This window comes from Proteobacteria bacterium CG1_02_64_396, assembly GCA_001872725.1.
GTDB lineage: Bacteria > Pseudomonadota > MNWR01 > CG1-02-64-396 > CG1-02-64-396 > CG1-02-64-396.
In genome coordinates this window covers 26,287-40,919 of record MNWR01000076.1, presented here as the reverse complement: position 1 = coordinate 40,919, position 14,633 = coordinate 26,287, and the positions used below count along the sequence as shown (strand labels likewise).

Annotated in this window: 15 protein-coding genes; 10 read left to right on the top strand and 5 right to left on the bottom strand. The window is 64.5% G+C overall.

Annotated features, from left to right (window positions below; translation table 11 throughout):
* Nucleotides 1-280: 280 nt before the first annotated feature.
* On the top strand, nucleotides 281-631 hold the full coding sequence (locus AUJ55_09155) for a hypothetical protein (protein OIO56155.1): 351 nt from the start codon (nucleotides 281-283) through the stop codon (nucleotides 629-631).
* Between the two features lie 124 nt (nucleotides 632-755).
* On the opposite strand, the gene AUJ55_09150 is transcribed toward AUJ55_09155, so the two are convergent.
* Both AUJ55_09150 and AUJ55_09145 read right to left on the bottom strand, forming a co-directional pair.
* A complete protein-coding gene (locus AUJ55_09150; GenBank protein ID OIO56154.1) occupies nucleotides 756-1,121 on the bottom strand; it encodes a hypothetical protein in 366 nt (121 codons plus the stop codon).
* 2 nt (nucleotides 1,122-1,123) lie between these two features.
* Nucleotides 1,124-1,717 (bottom strand): RNA polymerase subunit sigma-24, encoded by a 594-nt coding sequence (locus AUJ55_09145; protein OIO56153.1) that lies wholly within the window; start codon nucleotides 1,715-1,717, stop codon nucleotides 1,124-1,126.
* 175 nt (nucleotides 1,718-1,892) lie between these two features.
* Here AUJ55_09145 and AUJ55_09140 point away from each other — a divergent pair, with 175 nt between their 5' ends.
* A complete protein-coding gene (locus AUJ55_09140; GenBank protein OIO56152.1) occupies nucleotides 1,893-2,234 on the top strand; it encodes a hypothetical protein in 342 nt (113 codons plus the stop codon).
* Between the two features lie 169 nt (nucleotides 2,235-2,403).
* Complete coding sequence (locus tag AUJ55_09135; protein ID OIO56151.1) at nucleotides 2,404-2,742, top strand: alkylphosphonate utilization protein; 339 nt, start codon at nucleotides 2,404-2,406, stop codon at nucleotides 2,740-2,742.
* 286 nt (nucleotides 2,743-3,028) lie between these two features.
* On the opposite strand, the gene AUJ55_09130 is transcribed toward AUJ55_09135, so the two are convergent.
* The gene (locus AUJ55_09130; GenBank protein ID OIO56150.1) at nucleotides 3,029-3,745 is read right to left on the bottom strand and encodes a sugar fermentation stimulation protein SfsA; all 717 of its coding nucleotides are present in this window, start codon (nucleotides 3,743-3,745) and stop codon (nucleotides 3,029-3,031) included.
* Nucleotides 3,746-4,088: 343 nt separating this feature from the next.
* Between AUJ55_09130 and AUJ55_09125 the strand changes: the two genes are divergently transcribed.
* The 5 genes from AUJ55_09125 (at nucleotide 4,089) to AUJ55_09105 (ending at nucleotide 10,591) form a co-directional block, all read left to right on the top strand.
* Nucleotides 4,089-5,444, top strand: a complete 1,356-nt coding sequence (locus AUJ55_09125; protein OIO56149.1) for a hypothetical protein — start codon at nucleotides 4,089-4,091, stop codon at nucleotides 5,442-5,444.
* Between the two features lie 549 nt (nucleotides 5,445-5,993).
* On the top strand, nucleotides 5,994-7,235 hold the full coding sequence (locus AUJ55_09120) for a hypothetical protein (protein OIO56148.1): 1,242 nt from the start codon (nucleotides 5,994-5,996) through the stop codon (nucleotides 7,233-7,235).
* 285 nt (nucleotides 7,236-7,520) lie between these two features.
* Nucleotides 7,521-8,261, top strand: coding sequence for a hypothetical protein (locus AUJ55_09115; protein ID OIO56147.1), 741 nt, complete (start codon nucleotides 7,521-7,523; stop codon nucleotides 8,259-8,261).
* 9 nt (nucleotides 8,262-8,270) lie between these two features.
* A complete protein-coding gene (locus AUJ55_09110; GenBank protein OIO56146.1) occupies nucleotides 8,271-9,143 on the top strand; it encodes a hypothetical protein in 873 nt (290 codons plus the stop codon).
* Nucleotides 9,144-9,244: 101 nt separating this feature from the next.
* Nucleotides 9,245-10,591 (top strand): hypothetical protein, encoded by a 1,347-nt coding sequence (locus AUJ55_09105; GenBank protein ID OIO56145.1) that lies wholly within the window; start codon nucleotides 9,245-9,247, stop codon nucleotides 10,589-10,591.
* A 21-nt stretch (nucleotides 10,592-10,612) separates the two neighbouring features.
* Here AUJ55_09105 and AUJ55_09100 read toward each other — a convergent pair whose 3' ends face one another.
* Entirely contained in the window at nucleotides 10,613-11,311 is a 699-nt protein-coding gene (locus tag AUJ55_09100; GenBank protein ID OIO56161.1) for a hypothetical protein, read from the bottom strand.
* Between AUJ55_09100 and AUJ55_09095 the strand changes: the two genes are divergently transcribed.
* Nucleotides 11,283-11,909 carry a hypothetical protein gene (locus AUJ55_09095; protein OIO56144.1) on the top strand — a complete coding sequence of 209 codons (627 nt, stop codon included), beginning with the start codon at nucleotides 11,283-11,285 and terminating at the stop codon, nucleotides 11,907-11,909. The two genes, AUJ55_09100 and AUJ55_09095, sit on opposite strands and share 29 nt — an antisense overlap.
* Before the next feature lie 41 nt (nucleotides 11,910-11,950).
* Here the strand turns inward: AUJ55_09095 and AUJ55_09090 are convergent, their stop codons facing one another.
* The gene (locus AUJ55_09090) at nucleotides 11,951-12,367 is read right to left on the bottom strand and encodes a hypothetical protein (GenBank protein OIO56160.1); all 417 of its coding nucleotides are present in this window, start codon (nucleotides 12,365-12,367) and stop codon (nucleotides 11,951-11,953) included.
* 147 nt (nucleotides 12,368-12,514) lie between these two features.
* Between AUJ55_09090 and AUJ55_09085 the strand changes: the two genes are divergently transcribed.
* Nucleotides 12,515-14,458, top strand: coding sequence for a hypothetical protein (locus AUJ55_09085; protein OIO56143.1), 1,944 nt, complete (start codon nucleotides 12,515-12,517; stop codon nucleotides 14,456-14,458).
* Nucleotides 14,459-14,633 lie beyond the last annotated feature (175 nt).

The window sequence follows — 14,633 nt, the reverse complement described above, 5'->3', positions numbered from 1 at the left end:
TCAGAATTCGAAGCGCCTCTCCGGCGCCATCCAGGCCCTGATTCAACAACGCCGAAAAAGCCCCCTCCAAGGGGTGGCTGGGGTCTACGTGTACGGCCATGACGTTTCTCCTTCAAGGGTGAGTGAAAAGCGGCATCAAAGAAGAACCTAAGACCCCGGCCAACAGGGAAGGCAGAAATTACAGAATGAAGGTTGCACTAACCGCCAATCATGCCCCCTCGGTCTTAACAAAACCTACTGTCCAGTTTTTGGGGTCCACTTCACGTTATTTGAGCGGGCGTTGCTTGGAAAGGGTAGAGCGCAAGAGCTTACGCTTGCCGCACTTCACAAGCGCGTAGATTTGGTCGTGGAAATCCCGGCTTTTACTGCGGTCCTGATCACAGGCGCCCTGATGTATCCATTTGCAACCCTAAGTGGCCTGATTCACGCCAAGATCGCGTTAGGACTTCTTGCGGTAGCTGCAAACGCGTATTGCGTATGGCTCGTCTTTCGGCGAGCGGGAGCCGCACAAGCAGGTCATTGGGAAGAGTTTGCACGTCTTGACCACAAGCAACATCAATACGGCGCGCTCGTACTTTTAGCCATCGTGGCAGCCTTGGGTATTGGGACGTACGTCCATGGGAGCGTATAACCTTCGCCCCATTGGACGTCAAAAATGCTATCGCCCCTTGGGCGCAGATGAGTTTGGGCGTCAGACATAACAACCCGAAAAAAGCCCCCATTCCGGCCAGAATGGGGGCTTTTTTTATTGAGGCTCAGGGTTCGTGGGTCGTCTCTTGCGTTTTTCGATGCCACCCGCACCGCCCCTTCATCCCCGCTTTGAATTTCTCCCGCTCCTCGGGGGTCATCTCCCACATTTTTTCGGCCTGCTGATGGTGCCAATGGCGATGCATGCCGTGGTGGTGGCCGCGAAATCCTCCGAACAGCAGTCGGGTCAGGATCAACAGCCCCAGCGCCTGGATAAAGCCGATCGGCTGCCAGCCGATGACCGGGGGGATCAGCCAGTTCCACAGCGCCATGACGACCCCGCCGGCGACCGCGATGCCGACCAGCGCCATGAGTCCGAATTTGAGCCAGCTTTTGCCGCAGGGGTGGTGCCCAGCGTGATGGTGTCCGCACATGGTTAAACCTCCTCGTCCAAGAATTCGTCGTAGATCGTCCGCAAGCGTTTGCGCAAATGCAGCACCGCATAGCGCTTGCGCGACAGTAGGGTGTTGAGGCTTACGCCCCATTGGTCGGCCAGAGTTTTGAAACTGCGCCCCTCCAGCTCGTGGGCGATGAACACCTCCCTCTGTTCTTCGGGCAGCTCCTCCAACGCCGCCAGCACCGCCTCCATCAACCGCTGCCGGGCAAAGAGCGCCTCCGGCCCCCCCTCGGAAGAGGGGAGGAGCTCTTCGAGGAGGGTGGGTCCGTCGTCCGACAGGCCCGCCACCGGCTCCGACAGCGAGTGATCGGGCCGCTTGCGCCGAAAGCGGTCGACGATGCGATTGCGCGCCACTCGGTAGAGCCAGGCGCCGACCTGCTCGATCGGCTGGGGCAGCCGGTAGGCGTTGACGAACTCGAAGAAGACATCCTGCAGAATGTCTTCGGCCTCGGTCGGCTCCGGAACCCGGCTGCGAATGAAACGCAGCAGCCCCTCGCGCTGGTTTGCGACGGTCTCGGTGATGGCTTGGTTGCGCTGGGTCATGGCGTCCAGGGGGGTGAGTGTGGTGTCCATACCTATGAAGACGGATCACGCTGGGGAATATTGCATGGGGGGCGAAAAAAGTTGGGCGGCCCCATGGGACTCTTTCTTGCGGATCGGCCCACTGGTGGGATGATGGCCCGCTCAGTGGCTCCGGGTAGCGTCCCTGGATGGCCACCTCCCATGTCGCATCAATTTTGGAGGCATCATGAAACGCATCGGATGGTTGCTGGCGGCGGCGTTGTTTTCGGCTTCGGGGGTTGCTCAGGCCGAAACGGTGCAGTGCAAGGGGCTCACCTTCAAGGCGGTGACGGTCGAGGGGGTCCGTGACGATGGGTTCGAGTTCCAGAATAAGTTGATCGTGGTGTTGAACGGGCAGTGCGGCGGCAAGACCTACATGCACGCGGGGCTCAATCACCCTGCATTCGATGGATTCTTGGCCATTGCTCTGGCGGTCAAGGAGGGCAAAAAAACGGTGAACATCGCTGTGAACACCAGCAAGCAGACCGAGCGATCCAACCAAATCGCCTACATCGAGCTGGGTGATTGACCCGGTGGGACGGCGGGAGGCATCGGGGGAGATCTTCGGATCCCCCTTTTTGCTGCGGTGTCGGGGGATGGGCGGCGCCGGTCGCTCTGGCCGTGCCGGGAGAGGGGTCGGATGTTAGACTCGCCCCCTAAGCCATTGTTGGCCTTTCGACACCGATAGGATTGCACGTATGACCACATTACCCCCCTGCCCCAAGTGCGGCTCCGAATACACCTACGACAACGGCGTTTTGCTCGCCTGCCCCGAATGCGGCCATGAATGGAGCCAAGCCGAGGCCGAGGCGGCCGCCGCCGGTCCCGTCTACAAAGATGCCAACGGCAACATCCTTCAGGACGGCGACAGCGTCACCGTCATCAAGGATCTCAAGGTCAAAGGCTCCTCGCTGGTGGTGAAGGTCGGAACCAAAGTGAAGAACATCCGCTTGGTCGAGGGAGATCACGACATCGACTGCAAAATCGATGGTATCGGGGCCATGAAGCTCAAGTCGGAGTTTGTGAAGAAGTCGTGATGTTGGGGGGGCTGGGATTGCGGGTGAATTCCGGGTGCGCGGAAGCGCTCCCGGAATGACGGCGGGGGCGGCGTCGGGGGAGGTTGAAGAGGGGGGATGGCCTTGCCTCTTCAATCGCGCCGGGGCGGCGCTCCTACGATGGATTGTGCGGCCTGCATCGCGCCGGGGCGGCGCTCCTACGATGGATTGCGTGGCCTGCATCGCGCCAGGGGCGGCGCTCCTACAAATTGATTGTGTGGCCTGCGCCTACGAGCTGGATGGAGGGGCGGGGGGCTTTAGGGGGGAGTTACTCCACCCGCACCGGAATCCTCCCCACCACCCGCATCCCCTGTTCAAAGTGTTCGATCCGCACCGCAATCGCCTCGACCCCTTGGTTCATCACCTGCTTCAAGGTTTGGGCGTAAACCGGGTCGATGGTTGCCGCCGGGGCGAAAAACGCCCCCTCGGGACGGTTGACCGCGTAAAGGATGACCCCCCGTTTTCCCTGTTTCACCAACGCCGCCAGCGCCAACAGGTGTTTGGTCCCCCGAGTGGTGACCGCATCGGGGAAGAGGATTCCGCCTGCCGCTTCGTCATACAGGGTGGTGTTTTTGACCTCGACATAGGCGTCGGGGCGATCCCCCTCGGTTAACAAAAGATCGAGCCGGGAGCGGGGGTGACCCGGCAGGTCGACGGTGGCCTCCCGCTTCAGGGCGCCGTACCCGGCAAGCTCGGGGATCGCCCCGGCTGCGATCCCCTCGGCGATCACCGTGTTGGTCCGCCCGGTATGAATCCCCACCCAACCCGCCCCCATGTCGACCCGCTCCAGGGTCCAGGCCAGCTTGCGCTTGGGATCGTCGCTGTGACTCAACTGAACCGGCGCCCCCTCCCTCCAGCAGGTTTTCATCGAGCCGGTGTTGGGGCAGTGGGCGGTGACCTGGGTGCCGTCGGGGAGGATCACATCGGCCAGAAAGCGCTTGTAGCGATGGATGAGGGTGGCGCGGGTCAAGGGGGGCAGGCGCATGGGGGCTCCAAATCAAAAAATCCCCCCCATCTCCCCTTTAACAAGGGGGGGGAACGCTCACGGGAGGCGTTCGGGTCACTTTAATCATCACGCTGCGCCAAAACCAAAAGTAGGCGCCCTGAGGCGGCGATGGTTTTGGCTTCTCGTGCAAAATCAGAAGAGCTTCGGCGACTTAGGTCGCCTCTTACGACAGCGCACCATTTTGGCGACCCATCCTTGGGCTGCTCGGAAGCACCGAATCAATCAGCGCTTCCCTCGCCCTCCCCCCCGAGGGGCGAGAGGACAAAAGATCGAGGTCGGGGACCGCTCCTACAAAAGGGGACAAACAGGATACCATCCCCTCATGAATCGACGCCCCCGCCCTCGCCGCAAAACCCGCTCCTCGGCTCCACCTCCGCTGGTGGAGGTCGACATCCACGATTTGGCCTCCGATGGTCGGGGCGTCGGTCGGCTTCCCGGGGGTAAGGCGCTGTTTGTGGCGGGCGCTTTGCCCGGCGACCGGGTGCGGGTGCGGATCGAACGGCAAGGCAAAAGCTTCGATGCCGGGGTGGCAGTAGCCCGGTTGGACGACGGTCCCGGTCGGGTGCCCTCCCCCTGCGCCATCAGTGAGGCCTGCGGCGGCTGCGCCCTGATCGCTTGGAACCCTGCCCTGCAACACGCCTGGAAAACCGAGCGGATCGGCCGCGCCCTGATCCACATCGCCCGCATCGAAAGCCCCCCCCTGGAACCCCTGTTGGCCGGTGAACCCCTGGGTTATCGCACCCGCGCCGATGTGCGGCTGCGTCTGCACGATGGTGTGGCCGAGGTTGGATTTCTCGCCTCTGGAACCCACCGGATGGTCCCGCTGCCCCCTGATGGGTGCGCCGTTCTGGTTCCTGCGCTCAATCGCCTGCTCGATCCGCTACGCGAGTTGCTTCCCCAACTTGAGGGGGGGATCCGGCTGCCCAAGGTGCGTATCGAAAGTGATGGCGCGGGCCGTTGTCGCGCCGTGTTCAAAACCCTGGAGCCGCTCTCCCGCGTTGACCAAACAACCTTGATCGCCTGGGGGGAGGGCTTGAATGTGGGGATTGCCTTGAGCTCGGGTGAAGTGTTTCGCCCCGTCGCGTTTGCCGATACGGTCGAGGGGTGCGTTTTAAGTCCGCCCCCTGGCGCTTTTCGCCAGGCCAATCAGGGGCTTAATCCTGAGTTGGTGCGGCTGGCCCTGGACGGCTTGGACCTCAAGTCCGGCGACCGGGTACTGGAGGCCTTTGCCGGTTCCGGCAATTTGACCCTGCCGCTCATCGCCCGGTTGGCGCGACTTGGTGGGGGGGCGGTGACGGCGGTCGATTGGGTTGCCCCTGCAGTGGCGCAGTTGGCCGAGGCGGCCCAAGGTCTGGGGGAGGGGGTGGGGTTGAGTGCCCAGCCCTGCGATTTAGAGGATGGGGCGGCGGTTGCGGCGCTCTGGGGGCAAGGTCCCTGGGATGCCCTGCTGCTCGACCCCCCAAGGGAGGGGGCCAAGACCCTGCTGACCCACCTTAAGGATCGTCCCGACCGTCCCGGAAGGGTCGTCATGATTTCGTGTCACCCCGAAAGTATGGCCCGCGACGCCGCGATGTTGATCGAAGCGGGGTACCGGATCGACAAGGTGGTGCCGGTCGATATGTTCCCGATGACCCCCCATGTAGAGTCGGTTTCGGTGTGGCAGCGGGTGAATCCATAAGCTGCCGACCCCTAAGGAAGCGCTGATTTAATCGGCGCTTCCGAGCAACTCAGGGATGGGTCGCCAAAATCAGAAACGTAGGAGGCGACCCCGTCGCCGAAGCTCTGCTTTTGGTTTTTGCGTAGCGTGGTGATTCAAGGCCACCTGCCTTTTTCAGCGACGTTTGGCAAAAACCAAAAATAGTCGCCCTGAGGCGACGTGGTAGGAGCGCCGCCCCCGGCGCGATGGCGGTTGAGGCGCCCGAAGGCACGGTGGGCTCACCGGGGCGGCCTCTCCCCCCAGCGGCCCCATCCCACCCAGCGCTGTCGCCCCTGCGACCGCGGGATCCCCACCTGCGCGGGGATGACGCCGGGATGGGGGCTTCAAGGCCTGGACCGACGCAGGAGCCATTGCGCGCAGGAGGCGACCCCGTGGCCGAAGCTCTGCTTTTGGTTTTTGCCAGGCGCGCTGATTCAAGGCAGGAGGCCTTGAATCAGCGTTTCCCTAACGTGATCGAGCTTTCCGACCCCGCTTGGATGCATCCGAACGTTCTCAATAGGAGGCAAGGTGATGGGTCCATTGGTCATGGTGAGTTACTTGGTGGCGGTGGGGGTGGGGCTGCTGATCGGTATGCAGCGCCAACGGGGGGTGGAGCCGGGGCAAGAGGTGATTCTGGGAGCACGCACCTTCCCCCTGATCGCCCTGATCGGGGCGATGGTGGCCGACATTGGCGCTGGTTCAGTGTGGCTCCCCGCTGCGGGGCTGCTCGTCGTCGGGGCGCTGCTGCTGGTCAGTTATTACCTCACCAACATCGACCGCAAAGACCTGGGGATCACCACCGAGATGGTCGCGGTGGTCACCTTCTTTTTGGGGATGTTGGCCGGATCGGAGCTCTACATTCGGGCGGCGGGGATCGCGGTAATTGTCTTGATTTTGCTCGAATCCAAGACCGCATTAACCCGTCTGACCCGCGCCTTGACCCCCGCCGAAATCAACGCGGTTCTGCAATTCGGGGCGCTGGCTCTGATTCTTCTGCCCGCCCTACCCGACCAGGGCTTCGGCCCCTACGCTGCCCTCAACCCCTTTGAAATCACCTGGATGGTGGTGCTGATCGCCGCCATCGGGCTGGTCGGCTTCGTGGCGGTGCGGGTGCTCGGCCCCGGCAAGGGGATCGGCGCGACCGGGATCGTCGGGGGTTTGATCTCCTCCACCGCCGTGACCCTGTCGCTGTCGCGCCTGTCGGAGCGCTACCCGACCCAGGCGCTGCTCGGCATTTTGGGGGCCTGGGCGGTGATGGCGGTGCGGGTGGCGGCGGTCGCCTACCTCATCGCCCCCGCCGTCGGTACCGTTCTGGTGCAGTTGATGGTGGTGCTGGCCCTCTTCGCTGCGGCCCTGGTTTGGTTCGGGCTGCATTGGGGAAATCGGGAAGAGGTGGAGGACGATGGGGCGCAGTCCCCAACCAACCCCTTTTCGATGATCGAAGGGCTCAAGTTCGGACTCCTCTTCGCCGCCGTCACCCTGGCCGCCGCCTTTCTGAAGGCCCATTACGGGGAGGAGGGGTTGCTGTTGCTGGCCGCCGTCTCGGGGCTGACCGACGTCGACCCGATCAACCTGGCCCTGGCCCGGATGGCGGTGGCCGGAACCCTCGACCCGAACCGGGCTGCGGAGTTGATCGTGGTGGCGGTGATGGCCAATACCGTCGTGAAAGCCGGGATGGCCATCACCATCGGTCGCGGCCCCTTCCGAGTGTGGATTACCCTGGCTTCGCTAGGGATGCTTGGGGGGATGGGGCTGTTTTTGTCAGTGGGGTGAGCTCCACGAACAAGGCGATGAATGCGGCTTTCGCCAGTCCACCCGACGCAAGGGGGCTGTTCGGACGCCGAATCAATGGGGGAAGAGGCGCGCTGTCGTAGGAGGCGACCCCGTCGCCGAAGCCTGCCGCTTTTGGTTTTTGCCTGGCGCCGCTGATTCAAGGCCTCCTGCCTATGAATCAGCGTTTTCCCCAAAGCTTTGGAACCACACACTTCCCGAGTAGGGTGGATAACGCAGCGCATCCACCTTTCCCCAAACACCGACCCACACCGGCCCACAACCGCCATGCTTAAACGGACCGCCCGCCTCATTGTGTGCAGCGACGACCCTTGGGGGTTGGCCGCCTGGGCACCCCCCTACCTGGCCAGCCGGGGTGGGGCGTGGTGCCGGGCGGTCGCCATCGGTGCTCAGGGGCTGCGCCCCCAGCCGGTCTCGGCGGCGCTGCACACCTTGACGAAGCTGCGCGGCTGGCCCTGCCCCGCCCGACTCCCCCCTGCTGTCCAAGCCCCCGCCGAGGCCGACCTGGTGCTGCTGTTCGGCCACACCGTTGACCCCCACGCCGGTCCCTTGAACGCAGTCCGCCGCAAGGTTTGGCCCGATCTGCCGCTACGCGATCTGCCCCAGGCCATCGTTTGGTTGGAGCGGCGGCTCGAATCCTACCTAGGGGGGCTGCGCCATGCGGCGCAGATGGAGCTGGGGGAGGCAGGCGAGCTGAAACTGGTGCTGCGCTGCGACCGTCATGGTCAGGCGATGGTGCTGCGGGAGGATGGCTCCTTTGGCGGCCCCTTCGACGAGTCCGACCCCGAGGCGATCACCGAGCTTGGTTTCGAGGATGTCGTCCTCGCTGGACGCGACTGGCCCTCTCAGTGGCGCGACCGAATCGTCCCTCTGCTGCGCCAGGGGGGGGTGCGGGTTTGGCAGGGGGGGGGCGACACGCACCTTGAGCCCTTCCCCCCACCCGGTGATGATTGGCCCCCAGCCATCCGCCCGTTGATCGATCCCGCCGCCAGCGATTCCGCCGAATAAAGAGCCGTCATGACCCAACCCGTCGCCCCGCCGGAGTCCAATTCGTCCGCCCCCAACCCCGGTATTGGGGAGGAGCGGGTCGAACTCTATCTGCTGCCGCTCCACCCCTTGGAGCCGGGGTTGTCCTGGTCGTTGGCCAAGCGCGAAGACCAGCAAATCCCCGACATCGAAGCGGGATACACCAAGGTCGACCGCCGCCTCTGGCAGGACTTCCGCAACCTCGAAATCGGCCCCGCCGCCGCCCACCTAGAGGGGGTTCTGGCCCACGTCGAACCGGGGCGCAGCCTGTCGCTGCGGGTCCCCGGCGCCATGGGGGAGGCCTGGGCCGAGGCGGCGCTGCGCGAAGTGCTCACCAACCACCGCAACGCCACCCGCTACCTGCTGTGGCGGGCGGTCGCCGCGACCCTCTTCTTTATGCTGCTGATGGTGATCGTCGTCCCCTGGGTGGTGACCTTCACCATCGGTCCCCTGATTTTGATCTGGATGCTGCTGCGCCGGGTCGCCCTGAACCACCGGGCCAAGAAGGCCATTGGGCGGTTGATCCACTCGATGGAGAGCGGCTCCCTGGCCCAGACCTCCGACCCGATGCTGGCGCGAATCCAGAAGATCCTGGGGGGGAGCCCCGACCGGCGCACCGCCTATCTGGCGGTGGTCGACATGATCGACCTGGAGGACGGCATCGCCGATGGCCGCGCTCCCCACGATCTTGAGTTTCTGCACCACTTCTACACCTTGATGTTCCGCGAAGGGGAGGCCTATCAAGACTTCTTGCAGCGGGCGCGGGCGCTGCTCTTCAGCTACGTGCTGGAGCTCTGGGCGATGGTGGTGGAGGGGGCGCAGGCGTTGTGGAGCAAGGTGTGGGGTAAATCGAAGGGGGGATGAGGCGCGGGATCAGCGGCTTTATCCCCCCAATAAAACCAACCCCGTTCCCCCTGAGCTTGTCGAAGGGTGAGCCGTCGGACTCGGGCCGGAGAGGAAACAACATGTCTCAGAACAGCCGGGTGGTGGTGATCGGTGGGGTAGCCGCCGGAATGTCGGCGGCCAGCCAGCTCAAGCGGCTGCGCCCCGAGGTTGAGGTGACGGTGTTGGAAGCGGGGGGGGATGTCTCCTATGGCGCCTGCGGCATGCCCTACGTTTTAGAAAACCGTGGCGACATGGAATCGCAAATTGTGGTTACCGCCGAGCAATTCCGGCAGGAGCGCCACATCGATGTGCGGCTGCACACCCGCGCCCTCAAGATCGACCGTCTGGTTCAGGTGGTTACCGCCCAAACCCCCAACGGCGAAGCAGCATTCCCCTACGACCAACTGCTGATCGCTACCGGCGCCCGTCCGGTGATCCCCCCTTTGCCCGGCATCGACCTACCGGGGGTCCGTCCCCTCAAAGCGCTGGAGGACGGTCGCTGGTGGTCCGCCCAAATTCGCGAAGCGCAACGGGTGGTCATCGTCGGCGGCGGCTACATCGGGTTGGAGATGGCGCAGGCGTTGCAAGCTCGGGGGCTGAGCGTCACCGTGGTCGAACAGGCGCCCCGTTTGATCGCCCGTTGGTCCGAGGCCGCCTCGACAGCGGCGCTGCGGGCGTTGGAGGGGCGGGGGATCAAGGTGCGCTGCGACGTTTCGGTCGCCGCCATCGAAGGGGAGGGCAAAGTCGAGGCGGTGGTGCTCTCGGGGGGGGAGCGGCTGCTTGCCGACCGGGTGCTCTTGGCCATTGGGGTGCGCCCCAACAGCGAGCTGGCGGCCGATGCGGGGCTGACCCTGGGTCCGGCGGGGGCGATCATCACCGACCACGCCTGTCGCACCAGCGACGCCCACATCTTTGCCGCCGGCGACTGCGCCACCGCTCCCCACCGTATCACCGGCCAGCCTGCCTGGATCCCCCTGGGTTCGACCGCCAACAAACAGGGCAAAACAGCGGGCGAGGCGATGGCGGGGCAGGAGGCGGGGTTTGCCGGGATTGTCGGCACCGCGATTTTCGAAACCTGCGGGCAGGTCTTCGCCACCACGGGGCTTTCGGTGGCTCAGGCCCAAGAGGCGGGATTCGATCCGGTCGCTGCCACGGTGCTGGGGGCGACCCAGGCCCACGGCATGCCCCACCCTGGACGAACCTCGGTCACCTTGATCGCCGACCGCTCCGGTCGTCTGCTCGGGGCCGAGATCTACGGCGACGAGGGGGTCAAGGGGCGGATCGATACGGTGGCGGCGCTGCTCGGGGTGGGGGGAACGGTGACCGACCTGGGTGACACCGACCTGGCTTACTGCCCTCCTCAATCGCCGGTGTGGGATCCGCTGCTGATCGCGGCGCATAAGGTGGCGCAGAAGATCGGGGGCTGAAGAGGGCGGACGAGTCCGACGTCAACCCGCCGTCGGCCCAACCCACCGCCCCTCTTCCAGTCGCAGTACCTGGTCGGCCCTGTCGGCCAGGGCGGGGTCGTGGGTGACCAGCACCAGGGTGGTGCCGTGCTCCCGATTGAGTTGCCACATCAGCTCGACGATCCGCCGTCCGCTTTCGGTGTCGAGGTTGCCGGTCGGTTCGTCGGCAAAGAGGATCGAGGGCTGGTGGGCGAAGGCGCGGGCGATGGCAACCCGTTGTTGCTCCCCCCCTGAGAGTCGGTCCGGGAAGTGGTGGGTTCTGTGGGCCAGCCCCACCTGATCGAGCAGGATTTTTGCCCGCTCCTGGGGGTTGGGGCTGCCGATCAACTCCAACGGCAGCACCACGTTTTCGAGGGCGGTCAGGCTGGGAATAAGCTGAAAATTTTGAAACACGAAGCCGACATGACTGCGGCGCAGCGCCGCCCGACCCTCTTCGTCGTGCTCGAACAGCGGTTGCCCGTCAAGCCACACCTCCCCGCTGCTCGGGGTGTCGAGTCCGGCCAGCAGCGCCAGCAGGGTCGATTTGCCGCTGCCCGACGGACCCACCACTGCCACCGTCCGCCCCCGCTCGACCGTTATGTCCAAGGGGTGCAGGATCGTCAGGTCGCCCCCCTCACTGCGCACCGTTTTGCTTAAATTCCGGGCTTTGACCATGCGTTTTTTAACCTTTCTCGTTGCCATCTCTTTGGGTTGGAGCGCCCACGCCGCCCCGGCGCCGCTCCCGATCGGAACCATCCTGGTGTTGGGCGACAGCCTGACGGCGGGGTATGAACTGTCGGTCGAGCAGCGCTGGAGCACCCTGCTCGACGCCCGTTTGAGCAGCGAGGGGCTGCCGTGGCGGGTGGTGAACGCCGGGGTATCGGGCGATACCACCGCCGGGGGGCTGACCCGGTTGCCCGAGCTGCTCGAAACCCACCATCCGGTGCTCGTCATCCTCGCCCTGGGGGCCAACGATGGGCTGCGTGGTATGCCGCCTGCCCAAATCGAAGCGCGGCTGCGGGCGCTGATCGAGGCGATTCAAGCCTCGGGGGCCGAGATTCTGCTGGCCGGACAAAAGATCCCCCCCAACTTAGGACGGCGCTACACCGAAGCCTTTGAAGGGCTCTACCCCAAGCTGGCCCAAGCCTACCACCTGCCTTCAATCCCTTTTTTGCTGGAGGGGGCGGCGGGGGATCCCGCCTTAACCCTGCCCGATGGCATGCACCCCAATGCGCGGGGGCAAGAGGTGGTGGTTGAGACCGTCTATCGGGCGTTGGTGAGGGCGTTTAAGGCCCCGTAGGGTGGATAAGCGTAGCGCATCCACCTCCGTGGAACGCTCCCTCATCCCGCCGCATAGGCCACCACCGCATACCGCGCCGTTTTGCCCGCCGCGATCCAAATCAAGGCCGACAGTGGATGCAGCCGCAGCCACCCCGCCGCCAAACACAGCGGATCGCCCACCACCGGCAGCCACGACAGCACCAACACCGGCGCCCCCCAGCGCCGCACCCGCTCCAGCGCCGCCGCCCGTTTGGGCTCGTTCCATGCCTCGACCGGCCAACGCCGGGCGATCCACCACCCCATACCGAAGGTGATGGTAGCCCCCAGGGTATTGCCCACGGTTGCCACCGCCACCAGCCAGGGCAACGGGTGTTCTCCGGTGTGGGCAAGGTAGGCGAGCAGCGCTTCGGAGCCCCCCGGTAGCAAGGTTGAGGAGATCAGCGCACTGGCAAACAGACCCCAGAGGGGGCCGTCCATGGTGTTCATAGCGGAACTCCAATAAGAGACTTTATAGGGGGTGAACCGACGCCGTGCTTTACAGTCCCATGCCCTCGTGGTTGCATTATGATAATGAATCTCAATGTACCCGGACCAAACGCTGGGTCCGGCTCGACGGAGTGCACAATGTCCCTATTTCGCCCGCTTTGGGCGGTGTTGTTGCTGGTTTCGATCCCCTGGGCTGCCCAGGCGACCCCCTCCACCCAGGCCGACGGTCCGCGCCGTGCGATCCATATTCTGGAGTATCTCGCCGCCGATTACCCCGGCGCGGTCGAAAACGGCCAGATCAAAAGTCCCTCGGAGTATGCCGAGCAGCGGGAGTTTGCCACCCGGTTGGACGGGTTGCTCGCCAAAGCGGGGCTACAGCCCGGCGAGCCGATTGCCCAGGCGCTCGCGGTGCTTCAACAGTCCATCGCCCAGCGGGCCGACCCCCCGGTGATCTCCGCCCAAACCCAGGCTCTAAGCCAAGCGGTGCGGGCCCGCTTCAAGGTAAGTGCCGCCCCTGAGCAAATCCCCGATCTCAATAAAGGGCAGCAGCTCTTTGTGCAGCGCTGCGCCGGTTGCCACGGCCCCAGCGGAATGGGCGACGGCCCCGACGGTGAGGGGCTCGATCCCAAACCGGCCAACTTCACCAACGCGACCCGCATGGCGGTCTTAAGTCCTTTCGCCCTCTACAACACCATTACCTTGGGGGTCGACGGCACCGCCATGCGCGGCTTTGCCGATTCCTTGCAGCCCGATGAGCGCTGGAATCTGGCCTTCTACGTCGGCTCGCTCCCCTACAGCACGCAGCAAATCGAAGAGGGGCGGATTCTGCTGGAGGGGCAGCGGCGCAAGTGGGCCGATTGGGTCGACTCCCTTGAGGCACTGACCACCCGTTCCGAGTCGGAATGGGTTCGGGAGCCCCCCCAACGTTTGGTGCTGGCCTACCTGCGCCAGCATCCCGAGCAGATCGAGCAGGGAACCTTGCCGCTGCTGCGGGCCCGCCTGCTGCTCGACCGCTCCCTAGAGGCGTTGAAGCGGGGGGATCGTTCCCAAGCCTTGGCCTTGGCGGTCTCGGCCTACCTGGACGGTTTCGAGCACGTAGAGCCCCCCTTGGATGTCATCAACCACGACCTGCGCATTCGCATCGAAACCGGGATGCTCGGTTTCAGGGCCGCCCTGGATGGGGGCGCTACGGTGGCGCAATTGCAGCCCATGGCGGCGCAGCTTAAAGAGGATTTAGAGGCCGCCGACCGCGCCCTGGGGCAAGAGACGATCTCGCCCACCGCCGGGCTGCTCAGTGCGCTGTTCATCTTGCTGCGTGAGGGGCTGGAGGCGGTGCTGGTGGTGGGGGCGCTGGCGACCCTGCTGGTCCGCTCGGGGCAACGCCGGGCGCTGCCTTGGTTGCACGGTGGCTGGGTGTTGGCGCTGCTGCTGGGGGGGCTGACCTGGTGGCTGACCCGCGAGGCGGTGGCGGTCAGCGGCGCCCAGCGCGAGGTGATCGAGGGGGTCGCCGCTCTGCTGGCAATGGCGATTCTCTTTTATGTGAGCTACTGGTTGATTACCAAAACCGAGGTCGCCCGCTGGCAGAAATACCTGCAAGGCAAGATCGACTCGGCTCTGTCGCAGGGTTCCTTGTGGACGATGACCTTCATCGCCTTCATCGCGGTCTACCGCGAAATCCTAGAGACGGTGCTCTTCTTCCAGGCGCTTTGGGTGCAAGGTGAGGAGGCGCTGCACCAGTCAATCCTAAGCGGCATCGCTCTCGGGGTGGCAATTTTGGTGGGGCTGGTGTGGGGGATGTCGCGGCTGGGGCTGCGCATTCCAATCCGCAGCTTTTTCCAGATCAGTTCGGGGCTGCTCTACGCGCTGGCGATCATCCTGTCGGGTCAGGGGATCAAGAGCCTGCAAGAGGCGGGCTGGATCGACCTGACCCCGGTCGCGTTCATCCGCGTCGATGTGCTCGGGATCTTCCCCTCCCTGCAAACCCTGGGGGCGCAGGGGGCGATGATTCTGGCGGCGGTGGCGGCCTGGTGGGTGCTGCGACAGCGTGGGGCGAGGTCGCAAAAACCTGCCAGCCAACGCTAAGGAAGCGCCGATCTAGTGCGCTTCCGAGCGGCCCAGGGCTGGGTCGCTCGTAGGAGGCGACCCCGTCGCCGAAGCCCTGCTAAGAAATTAAAAAGGTTTTTCTTGTTTCTCTTTGTGTCTTAGCGGGTTCGCGTGCGCCGTCTTTGACTTGGGTTTAGATCAAAAAAGGCGGCCT